Genomic DNA, 20,342 nt, shown 5'->3' on the forward strand with positions numbered 1-20,342 from the left:
TATGGTTTTCTACTGAGCCCCTTTGGGGTGATCAACTGTTCATCTTTTGTCTGTCTTTTCTAACTTTCCATGATAACTTTATTGCTAGCTAGGATTTGGAGGATGGGTCGTTGTTGCTAGACCAAGTCTTGTAAGTCGTAGTTCCAGTTCCTGTATGCTGATCTTTTCACGGATTGATTGGATACGTGGTGTTGCCAAAGGCTGTACCGCACCAGTCGTAGCAGCAAAAGATTGGCGCATAGAAAGGAATTTTTGAAAGTATGGCTTCCAATCCTATACTTATTCGTATCTTATTTGCGCAAATACATCTTAAGCAAATATTAATATCGTAGCCCTGCTTGGGATAGGGCTATCTCCTCTCAAGCCATCTAGCAGTGGCAGTCAATGGTCTGGCCATGAAGTCTGAACAGCTTCTTGTTGTTTTCTTTGGATAGGGTTGTTGATCACATTGCGATTGAATGCTTTTAATGGCTTAAGGAATAAGTGCTTTTGTGTGTGCTAGCGATAGGGGAGTAAGAGCAGCAAAAATCAGATCAAATCGGCCTATCCATAGCGATTATTGCGACTTAAGCCCCAAACTTAACTAGGAATGATTTGCTTGAAGCTGGTTCCAACGCTTTTGGTGCGCCTGCTTTGGCTGCTGAGCAAATATACCTAGCTTGCTAGCTGTCCAATGCTTGGGTCGCGTCAGTTGTCTCTTTAGTTCGGCGATTCGTCGTCGATTTCACCGGGTTTTAGGAGAGTGCAGTCGTCGATTGCAGTCGCCGATTGCAGTCGCCAATCGTCATTCATGAACCTCTATGCGTTAAATCCTTTGCGTTGAAGCCGTTGTGCAGGGGGTCTCCAGCACTGTGCTGTGCTGTTGGCTGTATCCCCTAAAGAATTAGCTGCAGAGTGTTCCTTTTCTTAAAGCTGACAGTGGAGGTTGAGACAGTCGTCCAGTTGCTTCTCTCGATGGTCCATCAAGGTGTTAAGCCATCTCGCTGCTTCGACGGGAGCAACCGTGCGATCTCGCAAGAAGTTACAGATAACGCGATAAAGGGGGCCTGCATCGGTCTCGACTCTTATTTGCTCGTCTAGCGCTAGAAGCTGCTCAGGTGTACTGCAAGAACGAAGTTGATCCACGATGGCTTCGCGCATTCTGTTGATCATCATTGCCGGCAAAGTTACGCCTGCCCTCATCCTGCCATCTCATGCCGCTTTCTTTGCAGCTATAACGCCTGCCTAAGGGGCTCTGAATTGTTGCTTGTTATGGCGGCTTGCCGATATGGCCTGATTTTCGGCTAATAGGCCTTCCATCTCAAGGCATACAGAAAGGATGAATAGCCTCTACATTTCTCCGCTGACTTCTGTTCCCTGCTTTAGCATCGAGATTGAAAGATCATCTGAGTATTGCGGTGGATGCAACGCCAAAGGACAATTCAGAAGCCAACGCTCGGATCTCTCCACGCGAGAAAAAGCTTGGCATAGCCGTTTCTGTCTCAGTATTTGCTCTCAATGCTTTAGTGGTACTGATCTTGATACTGGATCGCACAGTGCCCTCGTTTCACGAGCTTTTGATGGGTATTTTGGATTGGATTAACTCACGGTGATTCAGAATCTTGTTGGATATTTGGCTGATTTCCTTCAGGCTTGACTGAATCCTTATGCAGTCGACGTGCCTTTTCATCGTTTTGGCCTCATGTCCAAACGCTAAGGATCTATTTGGCGACTTGCTCAGGCTTTGCTACCAACAGGGAAACTCGTCCTATTAGTGATGTATGAAACCCTTCCAATTTCCATGTTTGGTGTCTTCGGCTTACTTTGCTTTGTTGGACTTGACGATCTGACAATAGAACTTGCAACTTCTAAAATCACTAAATTCGGCTAATGCCTTTACCTTCTGAACTCGCTTGGTTAATTCCAGTGCTGCCTTTGGCAGGTGCATGTTTTGTCGGATTTTTGTTGATCAGTTTCAAGCTCACCATGAACCGGTTGAGTAAGCCGGTTTCATTCCTGTTAGTTAGCTGTGTTGGTGCAGCAGCTGTACTCAGTTACGCCCTTCTGGCGGAACAAAGGGCTGGAACTGCTGCCAGTAAGGTGATCTTCGACTGGCCAGGCTTAACTGATCTCAATTTACAGATCGGTTTTGTTGTCGATGGCATTGGTGCTGAGATGCTTGCGCTGATCAGCACTGCAGGGATGTTGTTGATGTTGTCCGCACACATTTATATGGTTGGCAAAAAAAACTATGTGAGTTTTTTTACTTATCTAGGTTTTTTTACTAGTGCCTTGCTAGGCCTAGCCCTAAGTCCAAACCTATTAGAGATGTTTGTCTTTTGGCTGTTGGTTGGGATCTCTTCATCCCTTCTAGTTGGTTTTTGGTACGACACCAATGGCTCTTCCAAAACAACCCAAAACATTTTCCTGGTTGACCGTCTTGGTGACGTTGGATTTCTACTTGGTAGTCTTGGTTTGTTCTGGGTGACCAGAAGTTTTGGATTTGATGAAACTGGATCCCTTCTCGAAGAAGCGATTGTCAGCGGTAAGCTTTCAAATCCAATGACTCTTCTCCTTTGCCTCCTTATGATTATGGGACCAATTGCAAAATTAATAGAGTTTCCATTGTATATCTGGCGGCCTGATGTATTGAAAGCACCCGTTCCTGTCTCGGCTCTCATTCATGCAACAACCCTTGTTGCTGCAGGTGTTTTTGTCGTTGCTAGGATTGAACCAGTTTTGGCTGCTGGAGCTAGTGCCTTGCCTGGAACGGTTTTGGCCAATTTATTTGTTTGAGTCATTATATTTAGTTTCGCAGGGAGAGTATTGATAGTGTTTAAGGTTAGCCTTAAGGAAGATGATCACGTCTTTAAGATAGAGCTTAGAGAGAAGTAGAGGTTTCAATCTCGATGGTTTTATTGAATGCTTTTGCAGCCAATAACCGTATGGATATTACGGCTTAGAATAGTTCATCTATTTGCGAATCTTGGTTTTAATACTGCGCACCTTTCTGCCTTATATGTTGGCTACCGAATTGGCTGTATTTACTTATTGCATTTGATCCATTGGTTTCGTTGAGAAGTATTGTCAGCACCATTCATTCCTGAATCTGTAAGTCTGATTGTGGGAGTATTGTCAAAATCAGTGCTTATATCAATTAAATACGCTCTGCTTTTGCAAGAAAGCTAAATGTATATACAGAGCAACTAATTAATGAACAACTAAACCATTATTGCAATTGTATTATTTTTTGAATTCATTCTTGCCCAGAGATATATTCTTTCACTGCTTTGTCCAGATGTAGGTGATCAGCCAGGCCAGCCCCGCTGCTGTGAAAATAGGCGTTAGAACGCTGGCAAGTGCTCCTAGGAACCCTGGCAGCACTGTAAACATCAAATTTACAATGTAAGGCAGAATTATGATGACAGCTGTTGCAATTCCAGCTGTTAGGGCAGTTTTTGCCGGGAGTTTCATGTTGTTGATTTTTGGCAATAGTGATTGGATCCGTGGCATAAGCTTAATAGTGCTTACTGTTTTTTGCTTTACATGCATAGCACCAATATATTGGCATTAGTCGAAGTTATCACTATTTGCACCGCTTAACAGGGATTTTGCCAAATGCCTAAGGCAATAATGACTCTTGTCTGCTGAGGATTGATCCAAGTCTATTGGTGAAGATCACCCAGCTTGGGGGTTGTGTAGAGAGGTTTTGCCTGTGATGGTGAGCAAGCCAATGTCAAGGGCCTTGGACACCTTTTTCATACAAAGAACAATGATGACAACACTCAAGCCCTCCCACAAGACTGATCCTTGCTTGCTCAAACCCTCTCATACTAAGAGTTCATCTGTATGCTTACGTTGTGGTGGTGTTGGCTATTTGAAGTCTTCACCTGTTACATACCACACTTGTATGCTTTGCCTTGGCCGAGGCGTAAAACCAAAACATATTTAGCCTTCGGTTCGATCTATATTGTTAGAGTCAACAATAGCAATCAATAATTAATTCCTTTACATGATCCCAAGACATTTTTAAGTGATTGAAATCCTCAATTTCTTTATTTCTCCTAATTAGTCATCAGGACTGAAACTCTATTGTTGAAAATAGCCACAGCTAATTATTGACAATATACCAATAGGTGCGAAATGGATCTTGACAATTGTATAATCAATGAATCACTTACGTGCCTAAATACATCACTTTGGGAAGTTTTAATATTTATTCATGCTCTTAGTCTGATCCTTGCTTGCCGGTCGAATAGTTGGTGTTGACGAACCCATCCAACTTCACTATGACGTGCTTGACGACGAGCCTGCAGGCACTCTTCACACATATATGGAGGACCCTGTAGCCAGCGGGTATGAATTGTCCACAAAAGCTCAGCAAGCTCCATATCTGGCAATTGTCGAGTCATCCGGAGGGATTAGGTAATGGGCTTTAACTTTGCCGTTGTTGGGTTCGTATTTGATTTTTAGTTTGTAAATACATTCATGGGCGACGATGAATTTTTTGGCTGAAAAGGAAAGGCACTTATTCAGTACCATTTGGTCATGACACTTCGTTTTGTGAGATTTACCAACTCATGCTTTTTCAGAGCTAGCCAGGATCTTGGAATAGAAGGTAGGATATCTAATCGCCTAGCCCTTCACTCAGTCAATTCACTATCTTGCCTTAATATCTGATCGGATATCCAATCAATAGTATTGATATATGAAACAATTTATGATTTTCGTTGACTTAGAATCCTCCTAATCTGATACCAGCACCGACAATCACAAAGGCAATTGATACTGTTGTAATGCTACGAATATGCCAAGATAATTCAATAAGATTGTCGTCGTTGAGATTAGGAATTAGTCTTATTTGTGCATGGAGAGCCAATGCAAAGGCGATAGCCAATAGGATCAGTTTTGTTGTTAGTAGGGATGTAATTGGTGTCTGAAATGAAAAAAGTCCTCGGCCTCCTGGTAGATAGATCGATGTTAACCAGAGACCACTAATGACTTGAATTGCTAGTGATGTCACCCTTAAAGGCTCGAACATCTTTTCAAATGAGCGCACCTGAGCCACACTCTTTTCTTTGAGAGCATCTGGCAGGACCCTTAGATTTAAAATCAACTGTCCTCCAGTCCAAACCGTAGCAGCAAGGATGTGGAGTATGACTAGGACTGAGAACAACATTGATGTCCGAGCGTCTAACCAACAAGAATGGCTTGAATAGTGATCATTCTTGCAGGGATTAATGCCAATGTCTACTTTTGTTCAAATATTACTTTTTTGCGTTTTGTTTATTCTTCCAGGTCTTGATACTCTTTGATTACAATAGGCTTCCAGTTGTTCGAATCAAATGTTTTATAATTAATAGATTATACCTGGCGATAGCTATGTCATTTAGATGATACACCCTCAAACGAATCATTCTTGCCTTCTTCAGGTCATTATTTTTTGTATTAGTCTTAATTATTTTAGTCATCAAATAGACTACCGCAAAGGATTTATTTATCAACATTGTCATTTCTTGGTCGTTGTGTTAAGTAAAATCTATCTTTTTACTGACTTATGATTTATCACTAATGCTCTTTAAATTATTTTGCATCCCTTCCTGCTTTTGCTAAAGCCTATTACCCAATTACTTTGCTCCCTATGGTTTGCATTAACTCAGACCTACGCTTTGATGGTGTCTTTTGTAGAATCAGATGAATTGGAGACTTTCTTCGTTATGACAGATAGGATTGCGACAAAGGCAGTCTTTAAATAGCGATGGAGATATGATCTGTAAAATTTACCCAATGAGTGGCCAGCGGCATAGGTGTTACGGATTAGACCTGCAACGAAGTTTAGAATCCATAGGATCGCTAAAACAGTAATAATTCCGCCGCCCACCTCATAAATACGCCCAACAGAGTTAAGAAAAGGCTCTAAATTGTCGAGAATGTGAATTGTTGTCATTGGATTGAGCTAGAAATTCTGGGTGCTTGAGTGCACTCTTGGTTTGTTTTTGGCCGATGTGGTTAGCCTCTGACTCCAGTGTAGACGATATTGTTGCAGCTTTTTAGTTTTATCTTGGATATTGCTGAAATAATCTTTTACTACATATTAATTTTATCAATAAATAATATAAACTTTTACAATTCGCGTGATGTGCAGAATAGTATCGCAGTTAGTTTAATGGCATTGGATTCTAATTACTCGCAGAGAATCTGTTAATGAATCCCTTACAGTTAATAAAATTCGTCTATAAGTTATGCTTTGCTTTGCAAAAATCATAACCCTCAACTGTTTTCATCTTAAATCATTCAACTAGTTTTATCTTTCTTACAGTTGAGTGTGCTTTTTGGCTTTTCTGCTGTTCATTGACGCGTTACTCTTGTTTAAGACTGATCATTAGGCCTATGATTCTCGTTGTAAGGCGGTACTAAGATATTTTACTGTTCTATACGCTCTTTATAATGGCCTAATCTAACCCATCTTTTTCATTTGTAGATAACGTTCTCTCTTTGCTGCTCTTACATCTCAATTTACTTGCTCGACTTTCCTTTCCAGAATTTATTTCGAATAGACGAGCTCATTCTCTAATGTTTTACTGTGTATATATTGTTACATGTCACCTTTGCTGGTTTTCGCTGCATTCCTGGCCTCATATTGATAATCATATTGGCTTGAAAGCTACTTTTGGATGATCAAATGCCTAATATCAATGAGAAAGACAACGGAATGAAGATTCTTGCGGTTGCTTGGATGTAGCGTCCGACTACCTAGATTCGTTGATCTGATGCAGATGCTCGCTTATTTCATTGCAACAGCAGCAGCAATTTCATTGATAGTTTCTTTGCTATATCTAGCAACATTCAAGGCTAGTGATAGCACTTATCCCCCGAGACGCGATAGTTTTGAAAATGTGCCTTGAAAAGCCATTTCTGCAGAGTCATACTTGAGACTGGTGCCGAGATGATCATACCCATTCACCGATCGATTTCCTCAAGGAAATTGATTCTATGGTCTCTGCAAAGCAATGGATTGCTTGTGTTTTATTCAAATTAATTTCATAGTCGATAACTCTTTTTCGGTGGCATCCAATTGCTTCGTTACGCAGTCTCAGGCAATCGATTTGACTTGACTTTGCTGACTTGAGATATTTGCCTTAATACCGGCAGGTCTGTTAAACATCAAGAGCAAAAAGCGTCTATGCTTCCAGTTTTGCGTGCGCCTTTTCGGCTTTTCGGATGAGCTTTTGAGCTTCTTCTCGTGTCGCGCATAGCTCGGCTTTCTCCGCCAGCCTTACGAGCTTTTTATGTTGCTTGGTCTTACCCATCATTAAAAACAAATCCATAATATTATAACGTATTGGTCAGCGAATGCCTTTTGTCTTGACTTTATATCTGATTAGAACTACTGAACAGTGTAGTTAGCTGGTCTTATCTGCGGTCTAATTTGTTTGGTTGTTTCTATCGTGAATGCTTCATTGCTTGTGTAATTAGTCATATTATCTTCCTTCTTTTTCTCCGAGAAGTCTTTACTAGACCAATCACTTGGCTTGTTGATCTTGTGCACATCAATCATGCCTTTCCTCCTATTACTTAGGCTAATCAGTTCTTTGTAACGCATTTTTCCAATGTTTATCCTTCTAGCACTTGTTTATATGAGTTTTCAATAATGCATTAGCCTGCAAAACTTCGAAATCGCTAGATGTTGACAAGTTTACGTTCTTGAGCCGTTCATATCTGTGTTGGACACGAGAGATCTTTCTCCAGATGCTCTTTCCAAGGTATAAGTTGCATCTACTGGTTACTAGTGCTTGAGTTCCATGGGTTACACCTTCGATATCTCTCGAGGTCTCTTGTTCCAGAGGTTTTTTTCGTCTGCTGATTTAATCCCTTACCAAAATCAACTTGACGTCTTGACAAATTAACTTACGTTGTCTTGTAAATGCAATCAAGAGGTCACCTTTCCCGTATTAAAGGGGCTCTTCCCTTTAAACTTGATAGGCAATTATTAGCTTCGATCCATTTATTGTATTAGCCTACTCTATTTATTTGATTTCAATTTGAGCGATCACCTCTCAATGTTCTGTTATTTGTAGTGAATTTGCAGAAGAATTTATGTATGGATAATAAAACTTTATACCTCTTAAGTTCATAGCAATAAGAAAAACTTTTGCTATTTTGAATCCATATGAAGTGCTTTTCTGAAACTTGCAATGATGCCCTCTACAGTATCAATTACATTGATAATCACTGGTTGAATTCTTTGAGCAAGTTTGTTTAGGTCGTTTGCTAATAATCCAATTTCATAATTGTTTATTTTCAATCGATTCCTAAAGTCGTTCCATAGATCCTTTCTTGCGATTACTGTTATACCAGGAAGGCTTGTATTCACAAGTCTGACCTGTTCTGAATGCGAGCTTCTGGGTATCAGCTGGACTTTGCGTATGCTGTTTTTATTGGCTGGACTGGACTTGGTTACAGTCATGACTCATTACATGGATAAATGCAACCACCCTCATGGAGAGGGCAATTGTTACAGTATAACACCATTATAGCCTACATTGTCAAATCCTTGTCCATAGCGCGTCGAGTTGTTGTTTTTTCGTCCAAACCAGCAATAAATTTCGCAAGTTAATTGCTTTTCCCTCTACGCAGCAAAGTTTATTCATTAGTGCCTGACTAGGCTGTTCAATTAGTAATTTTTTATTGAACCTCAGTCATCGTAGATACGTTTGGCCTAAAGCCAAACTACGGCATTGAATTTTTTATGCCTAGAATTAACATCACTGAATCTAAACCTTTCAGGTTTTTTAGTTCTCCTACGCATGCTCTAACGAGCCTCTTATTGCATCTCAGCCATTTTTTCTTTATAGCCACCCATCTCCGCGATTTAGCTTAATTAAGTCTTCATACGGGTGTGTCTAGTGTTCAGATGCTCACAGACCACACAAGTTCTTGTTCAGGGCTGTATCAATACTAATAATTACCAATCTTACCTCAGGCAATGGGGCTCCCACTTTCAGAACGATCTGAGCAACTTCCAGCAATGAGGCTTCTAGCAGTAGAAGGAGCTCAGGCTCGGGTTGACATTACTGATGACCCAGAAGAACTTCGCCTGATTGTTCGGGAGTTGCTTAGTGGCCTTGATTTTGCGCCACCTATAGACAAAACAAATATTGGCGAAATCGAAACCAGCAATACCGAGGAGATCTTCACAGAGATTTATTGCTCTGGATGCGGTGAAGTCGAGACCTGCGAGTGCCCGGATCCCAGTGAACCGGATTTGCCCAGAACCCCTAGGCCTCTGTTATGAGTTCAAAGCAGGTCGTTGTCATGCTTGCCCAACTCCTGAGCGCAATTGTTGCCGGAGCCGCTCCTTTAGTTTGGGCAATAGCTGCTCATCCAGGGGCCTAACTTCAACACCCCCGCACAACTTTGTTCAGCTGATATCAACTGTCTAACTTTGTTTAAGTACGGTTTGGCCAGCGATGAGATCCTTCTGCGACGTTGCCAATCCCAAATCACTGCCTTAGTAATCTCCTATCGAGCGTCTGAGCATGCGCTCACCCCATTGATCTAGAGATCAATCAGAAGCCTAATCGATCCACAGCAGCTTGCTGCTGACTTGTTTATTCGCGTTGATCTCAGCGCTGTAAACAAGAGTCATAACCCCTCAGACTTTTATGGGGTAGTTATCCCTCCCCCCTTTAGCACTAAGCTCATCTGATGTGATCACGCCCATGGTTCAGTTCAGAATGGTTATGTTGTGGGTGTGATCCACAATGGTGCGGATCTATTGTTGAGGAACTATCAGGAGGTCTATCTCTGCTGTGAATTCTTTTTAGTGAATAAACAACTATATTCAAGCTTTGTATGATCTCATCCGCCTTCGATTTGAACTTATTTTATTTAAAAAAGCATTTGATTCTATTTATGCAAAATTGTGGAGTCTGTGACCACCATCGCAGCATTAGTGATCAATTAAACTATGAAATTGTTCGCACAACTTATTGGGTTTTTCGCCATCACCCAGTACCAGCTCCTCTGGTTGGCTGGCTACTGCTCGATTCACGTCGTCACTTTGCAGGACCTATTGATTTCAAACCCGATGAAGCAGCTTCTTGGGGACAGGCAATTCAAATTGGTAGTGCACTTGTACAACGGCTTACCAAGTGCGACAGGGTTTATGCCATTGCTTTTGGAGAAGGAGCTCATCATTTGCATTTGCATCTGATCCCTCGCTTCCAGGTTGATCTTAATACCACTGCTTGGGCCGTTGCCGATCATTACCGTGCAGTGAGTAATGGGCAGCGAGCAGCAGTTGCTTCAATCCAGATTGCTGAATTTGTCAAACAGGCTAGACTCCTGATACCATCATTCGAACTGTATTCTTTCTTTTGATTGATAAAACTATACTTCAGCTAAGATAGACATTTCTTTAGTACAATGGCTTCGTAAGTTTAGATTAAATTCTACTTAACTATTATTTACTGGTTAATATTATGATCCTAAATTCACCTATTTGCACTTGCTTGCTGAATTGCCCTGCTTTTAATTTGACTGACCATATAAAAGTATTCCTAGTGGACTATAAATGTTCTAGCAGTGAGTGGTTTTCAGTTTTAGCGTAAGGTAGAGTGCAACTCCGTACCTTCTTGTTCTCAGCCCGAGTCATTCTCCATAAATGTAATCCCCAAAAAGAGTCTCCTAACCAGTTACCAGACAAAGACTACTAACCTCGGACCCCTCCCATTAGTCCTGGGTGAGTACTATCTCTTTTATTTAGTAATTCTAGAGCTCTTGAAATCGTAATTTCAATCGGATCTGAATGGTTGACTTTGGATTATTAGACAGATTTGCAAGCTAGTAATAGTTCCATCGCTGTGTCTAGCGTTGGTGGATTTATAGCCAGGGTCTCGGCCATAGAGAGGTGCTCCTGTTACAGGTTGCAGGTTGTTGGCATCGAGGTCGATGTAGCGGTGAATCCTTTCATTGCTTTGGTTGTAGTATTTGTCTTTAGGCTTTTTTCGTCATGCGTTTTGACCCCTGGGCTACTTTGACGGACACCGAAGGATATATTGAGTCAGCCTTTGTGATTAAAAAACTAACACGCGGATTAAATATGAACCCGCACTTTTTACAGGACCTTTTCTCTCTTAGCGAAACTCTTTATAAAACTCCAAGAGGCAAGAAGCAACTGAATTGGCTCATAGAACAACCTGAGATGAATGCCTTGATTCAGGAACAATGGCGCCCCGAACCTATTGATCTTGATCAGTTGTCAAAGATGCCGGAAGGGAGTCTAGGTAAAATCTTTGCCACCAACCTGCTTGAAGAGGGATTCGATCCGAAGGAGCTCACTGAGATCGATCCCTATCCCATCAATAGTGACAGGGAATATCTTTTGCACAGAAACTGGCAGACGCACGATATCCTTCATACTCTTACAGGTTTTAATGTCAATACACTTGGAGAACTCGGCCTTCAGGCATATTCTTTTGCGAATTGTAGACAGCCAATGCATCTATTCATCATGACTGCGACGCTGTTTAAAGCTGGCGATTCCAATGTTGAAGCCTTTGACATCATACTGTCTGCCATCATGAGGGGGTTCACCTTGGGAGTAAAAGCTCCCCCTCTCATGAGTTTCAAATTCGAGGAGGGTTGGGATCGGCCCATCTCCGAGTGGCGTGAACAGGTGAACTTGCCAAATGAGCCAAGCATCAAGGACTCAGCTTTCATGAGGCTTTCCGATTTCTTGTGATGACGTCTATCAGCACTGATTGATTTCGCAAGCATGGCCGGTCACGTGATCCAACTTCTCAATATCTTTCTGGATTGAAGTACAACAAATAGTGTTCTTGCATTGAGAACGAGCATAGAAATGATGGCAACACCATTGATTGGCGAGGATCTTCCGGCAATGAACATTCCTGCGGTGGCAACACCAGCAAAAACATAAGTGTATTTTGAGAATGTCACACTGTTCCCGGAAAATTGATATACAGCTTGTGAAGGCTGACCAAATACAAATACGATATATCCGATCAGTAGAATTATCATGGCTGGGTAAGCTGTCACATATTCATCGCCAAAGACTCTCAACAATGTCTTGCCAAAGATTATGTTGATCATCAGGTAAGGAATGCTGAAAAGTAACCAGGCACGTCTCCATCTTTTATTGAGCCTAGCGATAATGGCCTTGTTTTTTAGAGTTGTCGCTTCAACGAAGAGTGGAAAAAAAATGCTGAAGACTCCTTGATCTATTGAGATTAGGATTCCTGCAAATGTTGATGCTGCAGATAACTTCGCTGCTGATTGTGGGTCATTCATCGCAAATCCAACGATCACAACACCAGCACTGAAGAAGAAGCTTGTTCCAAGAGCTGCTATCGAGAAAGGCAGTCCTTCCTTGAGCCATTTCTTGACTTTGTAGATCTTGGTTCCAGTTTTTAAGTATTGCGGTTCGACTTTTTTCAGCAACAGGTAAAGAAAGACTAATTGAGTGATCAGGACAGACCCATGCAGGCCAGCCACGGTGATGACATCAAGAGGAGGTTTGATGATAAAAAATGCAAGCAGCACTGTCACGATTGATAACATCTGGCCAGCCCAACCCTGGATTAGATTGCTTCTAATTCCTCCCCCAGAAGCATTGGCACAATTGAACAGATAACTGTTGATGCAGACCAACGGTAAAAGAATTAAAATTCCTGCAAAGCCCCACATTTCCAAAATCGAGCCACTTCGGCTGTCCGCTAATCTGAGTATAAAAATGATAATCAAAGTGGTGAGTGACACCAAGCAGATCATCAATGGGGCTGAGTGGTTAAGCCCCCTGACTTCTTGCTTATATTGATTTTGATATTGCAGCAATGAGCGATAAAGCCTGGTTGCAACATTAGGTAATCCCAGATTGCAAAAAAGCGAACAGATCGTCAACAATGCGATCGAAGAGGTGTAGAGTCCGTAGCTATCGATCGTCATGAAGCGGGCGAGCATCATGGCCACTGTGATCACTAGAAGGCCAGTGATCGTTCCCTCAAAAAAAATGATGCCGACGCTCTTTTGATTGATCTCCTGTTTGAATTCTTCGTTTATGCTCATTTGATACACTTTGGGGAACCAACAACCATGGAGCTTTATTCACAGCAATATATCATCATAAATAACAGATGTAAAAACGTATCAAGAGACTGTTATGCGTCGTGAGGCTCTAACTGGGTGACAATCCATCAGACACAGAAATTGACTGAAAAATAAATAGAGGGGACCCTTCCACACAAGGATGTTAGTGTGATTTGCCGGGCGTTTGCTCATTGAACTACAAACAACCTAACTCCTCTTGTGAGCTCCTCTACTAATGGTTTACATATTCCGATGGTTTTTCCCACTAATAAGGATCAACCTACTATATAAACGGATTAATAGTCGCAACATCTCATGAATTCGTCAAGATGATGTTGGTGGACAATACTGAACTTCTTTGATTTTTTGAATTTGTGCTGACAAATGATGCTTATGTCACTTTCATCTCATTAACTCAGTCTGAGAGCTCCTTGCCTGCCTAGCTGAGTAAGTCCAGAGTCGTCTTTTTTTGGCTTTGTCAGGATGATGGCACCTGCCTTAGGTGCTTGTCCTCTCATCTGCCCAGCTCTAAGCGGATCCCCAGTGCTGATGAAGGCTTTGAGCTTTTTGAGGTTGCCGTAGCTCAACTCAAGCCCACCCAGTGGTGCGTGGGCTTAGCGGAAGTGAAGAGTCGTCAGCTCGATTTCCGTGGACAAAGCCCTAAGGAAAAGAAGAAGTATTTGAAGGGCAAGCCCGTCCCTCTTGTACGTAATCGTTCAGGCTCAATGTGGATGATTGATCGTCATCACCGTCTACGAGCACTATTGGATCTTGACCAAGACGCCACCACCTACGGATATCTGATCGAAAATTGTCCTGCAGAGGATGATTTAGAGAGCCTTCACCTTTTGGCCGACCGTGGTTGGTTGTATCTCTACAACGGACGTGGCCATGGCCCCCTTTTGCCGCAGGGTTTACCCAAGAGCTTGTTAAAGCTTGAGGACGACCCGTACCGGAGCCTTGCTTGGAAGCTCAAAAGGGAAGGGCTGATACGCCCTGAACCATTGATCCCATATCACGAATTTCGCTGGGGAACCTGGCTGCGCAGCCGTGCGTTACCGCCTTTTTCTAGTAAGTGCCTTGAACCGGCATTGCCGGCTGCTCGCAGTTTGGTGCGTTCCAACGCTGCCTCCCACCTGGCTGGCTGGATTGGTTGAGTTCACCTTTCATCAGACGAAAGTCATGCAGAAGACGGAAGTGGTCTACTAGACCATCAGCTTCTTGAGTTGCTCAGTTTTTTAGTTTGCCTGAACGCCATCAGGAAGTTCTGGCACTTCGGGTGGGCATTCTTTTGAGCCGAAGTGATCGAAATTGCGTTGATTGCTTCCTTCCGTTTCGCCTGCGGCCTCCACTTCAAGTGGGAGCGCCGATGAACTCCAACACCGTGGAACATTTGAGCACCTTTTTAGGATTCAGCGCAATAACAGACCGTGTTGCAACTAATTCTAAAAGTTGGTGGAAATACAGCAAACTCGGCAAGTTTGTCCTCTCCTGTCATTTGCCGATCTCATTTGTAGGTCAACATCAACCTCCTCCCCTGGCTTTTAAGTGGTGGTAGCGGGGTGGAGATTTGACCCCCCGGCCTTCGAGTTTTGAGTTCGGCAAATATGGCTGTTTTCCCTTCCAGTCACTAGAGATTTTAAACGGACTATCACTCCTTGATTTCCACGATAAATTCCCCTCCCCAATCTGGCCCGTGGGGTCAGCTCTCCTTGCCTTAGCTATTTCGTGGCTCTTGCTTTAGAAGCTAAGTACTGATCCATGGCTCTCCTTGCTGGGAGCTGAACGTCATGTCTAGACGCACTGGCCATCTGACCCTGTAGTTTTTTGGCTCCTCTGTTCAATGATGTTTTACGTCTCATTAAACTGGATCGCCATATTGAAGTACTCAAAGGTTGAGCGATGGAAATCAACAGTCTCTTGGAGCGCGCTTAGTCAGTTCGGTCATTGATCTAGTAGAAAAGGGGTACTGACAATCAACAAAAATGATCCATCCTCTAGCTACCGTGTTTGCCGCTATATTGCTTTGTACTCCCGTGAATGCGATGGGATGTTCTGGAGACAACTCTCACAAGCATGACGGTGCTTCAACAGAGAAGACGTCTGAGTCCCCAGACAGAACCAGCAAGACAAGCAACGATGCTTCTAAGGCAAAAGTTTTAGAGAGCTCGAATAACTGACACCTTTTACATATAAGATCTTTTGCATGACAAGAATCAACTTGGTCAGGCCAAGAGAATTATCTGATCAACATTTAGTAGCGGAATATAGAGAAATTTTTATGGTTGGCTCAGCACTCCAACGCTCAATCAAGTCGAAGAACTGGCAGAGAACCAAAGAACAGCTACCCAAAGAATTTACTTTAAATGTTGGACACGTTAAGTTCTTCTATAACAAAGGTAAGTATTTACATGAAAGATATTTAGATCTCATAAATGAAATGAAAAGCAGAGGCATGCGTCCAGATCCAGAACGTCAATTCAAAAAAGAACAGTGGCCAAGTGAATTTTATAAAGACTGGGAGCCTAATGCAAAAGACATTGCGCTAATAAGAAAAAGAATCAAAGAAAAAATCAATCAAAAGCCGAATTGGTATCGTTGGACAAAAAAACAAGATGGTGATTCAGCAGGGAAGACGACTGACTAGTTTTTTTGCTGTAGAAGTCAGGTGCTGATTCGCGGATCTCGATGCTGGGAGCTGTGTGGTGTCAGCGGATGGGTCTGGGCTTAAGTACCTCAACCACGGGCCGCCTAGTGGCAGAGTGGATTCTTTCCATCTCGTGCATGCCTTCCAGCTGGCGATGGATGCAACGCAATTGATGCCTTAGAGACTCAGCGTCTTCTAGGTGAGCAACACCAACCATTGCCGCTTCGATGTGGCTCTTGGATTCGATCAGATGCAGGCAGGTCGCCGATCCCATCTCAACGCTCATAACTCTCCTTTGGTTGACCCTATTCAGCCAAACTTTTTTGGCCGATGTTGTGACAACGATCACGAAATGATGTTGCTCGTGGCAAATGTCTGGAGTCCCTCATAAAGGTTGTCGTAAGTGAACCTTTTTATGGATCTCTGTCCTTGCTTAAGTGTACCGGGGATTGCTTGGTCTTGATTTTGCAACCACCAGACCTACCAAGATCACTAGGGGTCATCCTGTGCGATTAGCGACAGTTTCCTGAATCATGTCAGTTTTAGAACTTCCTAGTCCAGGACATTAAAAAACCCCTCAGCGAGGGGCTTTTATTTGGTGGCGGGGGGGAGATTTGAACTCCCGACCTTCTGGTTATGAGGCCGAATGTATTGGCCCAGATCCCAGTGAGTTACTGACTTATGTTTTTAACTCACTCACCTGACTGGTTCTGTACAACTGCTTCCGTTTGGTAGTGCGTGGGTGTCGTTGTCGTTCATTGGCGGAACGCTTTTTATTGAAGCAATACGTGGAGGAACGCTCTTATCGCGGCACAGCGATGAAGGAAATACCTCGCTCTTGCTGTTCGAGGAAGGAACTCATGTTGATTGGCGCAATGAAAGCCGAATTGGCCCGCACCATGCAGGTGAACGGCTTGCTGCGCATTGAAGGTGGCCGTCTGTCGTGCACCGTGATCGGCGATGCCATCTGACGACGACCCATGTGACTGTCCGTCACCGTTGTATTCAACCAGGGCTTACCGCTGTGAATCACGATCGCATCACCGGCTGGATCCGTGACAAAAGACTCGAGAATGGTTCCGTAGTCGAGGCTCACCGGAGCATCTTCGTCATCAGCTGCCAAACGGCAGTTGAGACCGTCAGGATCATGGGTGACTACCAGCCAGAGCAACTGGTGATATCTCTGACGGGTGCCCTGCAAATGGGAGCTGACGAAATTACCGCTGGCATCTGGACGCGGGGTATTGGCGATCTGCGCAGCACCCGGCCAGGGCATCAGTGCGGCCATCAGCAGCAGTGATGCTGAGTAGGAGGTGCAGCGTTGGACCGTCATTCACCGTTCAACGTATTTCATTAATCATGCCTCCTATTTTGGTGCCAGAGTAATCAGTATCGATCAATAGATCAAGAATCTTATTTATATACGCCTAAGCTGGCAAAGGAGTAGGTTGTTTGTGTTACCTAGGGCTGCAATCAATTTGAAATTCCTCCACAAAAATCTCCTTACTTAAGTGGTTAGGAAAAATATATGGTCTGTACTTAGAGATGTGAAGAACTCATCTTATTCTGGCTCAGGATGCCATAGATCAGTCGTTCAAGTCACCATTACCGCTTATCCAAAACCTCCATACCGGGATTTTTCTCTCTCTTTGTTACCAATCTTAGGCGAGAAATTTATCTCGTTAGATTCCCTTGAGAAAGGCCCTAGACATTAAAAAACCTTTGAGAGGGTTTTTATTTCTTGGCGGGGGGGAGATTTGAACTCCCGACCTTCGGGTTATGAGTCATAAGAACAATGCCTAAACCCCTTGCTATGAGAGACATAAAATATATGGGTGTTTCTCTTAAGTTTGGTTCATGCAGGCCACCTCCCCGTCTGCGCAGGTGTTAGAGAAGTTCCTTTTTAATAGGGATTAAGAGATTCCTGCTAAGTTGAGGAAGCTTTTTACAGAGTGGAATTATTTATGCTTAGCTCTGCAATCCAAGGTAATCATAAGTATTAGCACTGATTAGTGTCTCGGCTTATAGCAAGCTTATTGTCAATAGAGTGCTTGAAGGATCTATTTCTTACTTCCTTGAAAGGAGCTGAAATTCCTTGCCTGTTCAGCCAGCGATACGATTAGAATGTACAACAGGCTTTATGGTCATTCGCTTATTATTTTCTTAAGATGAAATCAGGGGCAGGGTTTGTTAATTCAAGCAATGAGAGCAAAGTCTGTCTAGGGATGTCGATTTACGGTCAGCCCTTGGAATGGATTAAGGCCGCAGTGGATTCTGTTAGAAACCAGACATATAGTAATTGGCAGCTGCTAATTCGCCCAGATGGTCCCAAGGCAATATCAAGAAGCAATCTTGAATTGCTTCAAGAGTTGGAGAGTCGAGATCCTCGATTACGTGTTTTGCCTGGCAATGAATGCAATGGTACTTTCGGTAGTTACCGATTGATTTTTAGTGAATCCAAAGCAAAATACCTGGTTCAACTTGATGCCGATGATATCCTTCACCCAAGTGCACTGCTAAAGGCAGTTCAACATCTTGACCGACATAAAAAAAGTCCGTTCCTTTATAGCCAATGCATGTTGATTAATGATCAAGGAATGGAACTAGGCTTAGATAAGCGTGCATTAAGAACATGGCAGAAAAATGCAGATCTTGTGCAATTTATTTCTTTCCATATGAGAATGATTAGAAGATCGGCATATTTAAAAGTAGGTGGATATAATAGTAACTATTATTTTGCTGGCGATTATGACCTCAGTTTAAGACTAGCTGAGCTTGGCAAACCTCAACATTTAGCGGAACCACTTTACGGATATCGTGTCCATACTAATAGTGAATCACAACGAAAAAGGCATGCTACTCATCAAGAGGCTGTTAAGTCTGTACGAGAAGCATTGACTCGTAGAGGAATGGATTCAAGTCATGAGTTAATTCACTCATTAAGAACAGAGACCATCACCCTAACAAAAAAAATAAACTCACCAATTGTTGTAGTTGGAATGCATCGTAGCGCCACTTCATTACTGGCTAGAATGTTGAGTAGGCTTGGAGTATCATTTGGAACGCATTTACTCTCTGAGGATGATGACAATCCTGATGGTTACTATGAGGATACTGCTTTTTTAGAATTACAAAGAAATTGGTTTGCCTCCTCATTAGATAATAATTCAAAAGGATGGCGTGATTGGGGTTGGAACCCAATTCAATCTATTAGTAGCCTTGGTAAATCACGATGGAAAAGCCAAGCCGATCAATTATTAAAGAAGCGCCAATTATGCTTTTCTGATAGTCGCTGGGGTTGGAAGGATCCAAGAACTACCTTGCTATTGCCATTTTGGCGTCAACTTTCTCCGGAGCTAAAGTTAATTGGCATCTATCGAACACCATGGGATATCAGCGATGCTCTACAAAGACTTCGTCACCCAAAGTTTCGAAAAGATCCAGAGATAATTCATTTACTATGGAAGCTATATAATGAAAGATTAATTGCTTATTTAGAGGCAGAGCCAGAACGAAGTATTGTTGTATCTGCTGATGCACTTGCTGCAAATCCAGAACAATTGACTTCGATTCTTCATGATCGTTGGGGATGGATAATAGATGAGAGTGAAATCAAGATAGACCTTAAAGCATTAATTCGCTCTGATCGCTTGCAGAAAATAAACCTACCTGATCCAATAGAAACGTTATATCAATTACTTTATCCAGATATTATGCATGTATGGCTGCAACTGCAGGACATAGCAGATATGGGGAACATTCAAGCCTCTAAGGATAAAAATGATATGCCTTTGTTGAAATGTAAAGCACCTAGCCAGCCTGTTTTAAGCATAGTAATTCCAACTTTTAACCCCTGTCACTATCTAGTCGAAGCCATTGCTAGCGTAGAAAGGCATAGAAATGTAGATACCCAAATCGAGATCATCATAGTAGATGATGGATCAAAATTGCCCCATTCAATACATCTTCTTGAACAATTAAGTTCGGCTGGATTCCAAGTGCTAAAAAAGAAAAATTCAGGACTTGCAGCAGCACGTAACTCTGGAATCCGAGCATCTAAAGCAGAGCTAATCTTGCCCTTAGATGATGACAATCGTCTGTTATCTTTATATTTAAATGATGGGCTACAGTATATGCTCAAGAACGCAGAGATTGATTTGCTTTTTGGTGATAGAATTGATTTTGGTGCACATCATCAGCGTTTTCGACCAGGTGCATTAAAATCCGATCAATTGGTAAAGGTAAACACTGTAGATGCATGCGCAATTATACGTCGTAGCCTGTGGGCTAGTTGTGGAGGTTATGATGAACGCCTTAAGGCTCTTGAAGACTGGGATCTTTGGCTTTCAGGTTTAAGAAGAGGAATGAAAAGTTGCTATGTTCCAGTGCCAGCATTTGAGTATCGTGTAAGAGAAGTTTCAATGTTGCAGCGTCATTTGGCTGATCATGAATCTCACAACAAGACTATAGAATATCTTAGGAAAAAACATAATCTTCCAATACAATCACTGATAGGTGATTAAGGTGAGTAATTGAATAATGCCAGATCAGTTTTATGTGTTCTTGAAGGGGGTTGTGGTGTCTTTTTTTATGTCTATCTTCAGCC

At 42.5% G+C, this 20,342-nt stretch carries 17 protein-coding genes; 8 read left to right on the forward strand and 9 right to left on the reverse strand.

Annotated features, from left to right (window positions below; genetic code table 11):
* Positions 1-84 precede the first annotated feature (84 nt).
* Both SIB74_RS04510 and SIB74_RS04515 read right to left on the reverse strand, forming a co-directional pair.
* Positions 85-240, reverse strand: a complete 156-nt coding sequence (locus SIB74_RS04510; protein ID WP_413681786.1) for a hypothetical protein — start codon at positions 238-240, stop codon at positions 85-87.
* A 666-nt stretch (positions 241-906) separates the two neighbouring features.
* On the reverse strand, positions 907-1,182 hold the full coding sequence (locus SIB74_RS04515; RefSeq protein ID WP_063395160.1) for a hypothetical protein: 276 nt from the start codon (positions 1,180-1,182) through the stop codon (positions 907-909).
* 215 nt (positions 1,183-1,397) lie between these two features.
* On the opposite strand from SIB74_RS04515, the gene SIB74_RS04520 reads away from it, so the two are divergent.
* Positions 1,398-1,592 carry a hypothetical protein gene (locus SIB74_RS04520; protein ID WP_156486934.1) on the forward strand — a complete coding sequence of 65 codons (195 nt, stop codon included), beginning with the start codon at positions 1,398-1,400 and terminating at the stop codon, positions 1,590-1,592.
* 277 nt (positions 1,593-1,869) lie between these two features.
* Positions 1,870-2,775: a proton-conducting transporter membrane subunit gene (locus SIB74_RS04525; RefSeq protein ID WP_063395159.1), complete on the forward strand. Its 906-nt coding sequence runs from the start codon at positions 1,870-1,872 to the stop codon at positions 2,773-2,775.
* Between the two features lie 486 nt (positions 2,776-3,261).
* Here SIB74_RS04525 and SIB74_RS04530 read toward each other — a convergent pair whose 3' ends face one another.
* From SIB74_RS04530 to SIB74_RS04545, 4 genes are all read right to left on the reverse strand, one after another.
* Complete coding sequence (locus tag SIB74_RS04530; protein WP_413681787.1) at positions 3,262-3,453, reverse strand: photosystem I reaction centre subunit VI; 192 nt, start codon at positions 3,451-3,453, stop codon at positions 3,262-3,264.
* A 746-nt stretch (positions 3,454-4,199) separates the two neighbouring features.
* On the reverse strand, positions 4,200-4,391 hold the full coding sequence (locus SIB74_RS04535; RefSeq protein ID WP_413681788.1) for a hypothetical protein: 192 nt from the start codon (positions 4,389-4,391) through the stop codon (positions 4,200-4,202).
* A 323-nt stretch (positions 4,392-4,714) separates the two neighbouring features.
* Positions 4,715-5,158 (reverse strand): CopD family protein, encoded by a 444-nt coding sequence (locus SIB74_RS04540; RefSeq protein ID WP_063395156.1) that lies wholly within the window; start codon positions 5,156-5,158, stop codon positions 4,715-4,717.
* A 2,976-nt stretch (positions 5,159-8,134) separates the two neighbouring features.
* Positions 8,135-8,446 (reverse strand): hypothetical protein, encoded by a 312-nt coding sequence (locus SIB74_RS04545; RefSeq protein ID WP_063395152.1) that lies wholly within the window; start codon positions 8,444-8,446, stop codon positions 8,135-8,137.
* A 519-nt stretch (positions 8,447-8,965) separates the two neighbouring features.
* Between SIB74_RS04545 and SIB74_RS04550 the strand changes: the two genes are divergently transcribed.
* The 3 genes from SIB74_RS04550 to SIB74_RS04560 all read left to right on the forward strand — a co-directional run bounded on the left by SIB74_RS04550 (position 8,966) and on the right by SIB74_RS04560 (position 11,725).
* On the forward strand, positions 8,966-9,274 hold the full coding sequence (locus SIB74_RS04550) for a hypothetical protein (protein ID WP_063395151.1): 309 nt from the start codon (positions 8,966-8,968) through the stop codon (positions 9,272-9,274).
* Positions 9,275-9,894: 620 nt separating this feature from the next.
* A complete protein-coding gene (locus SIB74_RS04555) occupies positions 9,895-10,362 on the forward strand; it encodes an HIT family protein (RefSeq protein WP_063395201.1) in 468 nt (155 codons plus the stop codon).
* Positions 10,363-10,993: 631 nt separating this feature from the next.
* Entirely contained in the window at positions 10,994-11,725 is a 732-nt protein-coding gene (locus SIB74_RS04560; RefSeq protein ID WP_082818434.1) for a Coq4 family protein, read from the forward strand.
* Positions 11,726-11,766: 41 nt separating this feature from the next.
* Here SIB74_RS04560 and SIB74_RS04565 read toward each other — a convergent pair whose 3' ends face one another.
* A complete protein-coding gene (locus SIB74_RS04565; RefSeq protein WP_063395149.1) occupies positions 11,767-13,068 on the reverse strand; it encodes an oligosaccharide flippase family protein in 1,302 nt (433 codons plus the stop codon).
* Between the two features lie 527 nt (positions 13,069-13,595).
* Here SIB74_RS04565 and SIB74_RS04570 point away from each other — a divergent pair.
* The gene (locus tag SIB74_RS04570; protein ID WP_063395148.1) at positions 13,596-14,246 is read left to right on the forward strand and encodes a ParB-like protein; all 651 of its coding nucleotides are present in this window, start codon (positions 13,596-13,598) and stop codon (positions 14,244-14,246) included.
* Between the two features lie 1,049 nt (positions 14,247-15,295).
* Positions 15,296-15,736: a pyrimidine dimer DNA glycosylase/endonuclease V gene (locus SIB74_RS04575; RefSeq protein ID WP_063395147.1), complete on the forward strand. Its 441-nt coding sequence runs from the start codon at positions 15,296-15,298 to the stop codon at positions 15,734-15,736.
* 61 nt (positions 15,737-15,797) lie between these two features.
* Here the strand turns inward: SIB74_RS04575 and SIB74_RS04580 are convergent, their stop codons facing one another.
* Complete coding sequence (locus tag SIB74_RS04580; RefSeq protein ID WP_063395146.1) at positions 15,798-16,022, reverse strand: hypothetical protein; 225 nt, start codon at positions 16,020-16,022, stop codon at positions 15,798-15,800.
* Positions 16,023-16,538: 516 nt separating this feature from the next.
* Positions 16,539-17,069, reverse strand: coding sequence for a hypothetical protein (locus SIB74_RS04585; RefSeq protein ID WP_063395145.1), 531 nt, complete (start codon positions 17,067-17,069; stop codon positions 16,539-16,541).
* A gap of 892 nt (positions 17,070-17,961) precedes the next feature.
* Between SIB74_RS04585 and SIB74_RS04590 the strand changes: the two genes are divergently transcribed.
* Positions 17,962-20,259: a glycosyltransferase gene (locus SIB74_RS04590; protein WP_063395144.1), complete on the forward strand. Its 2,298-nt coding sequence runs from the start codon at positions 17,962-17,964 to the stop codon at positions 20,257-20,259.
* Positions 20,260-20,342: the final 83 nt, after the last annotated feature.

It is taken from the genome of Prochlorococcus sp. MIT 1306, from assembly GCF_047304515.1.
GTDB classification, from domain to species: Bacteria; Cyanobacteriota; Cyanobacteriia; order PCC-6307; family Cyanobiaceae; genus Prochlorococcus; species Prochlorococcus marinus_D.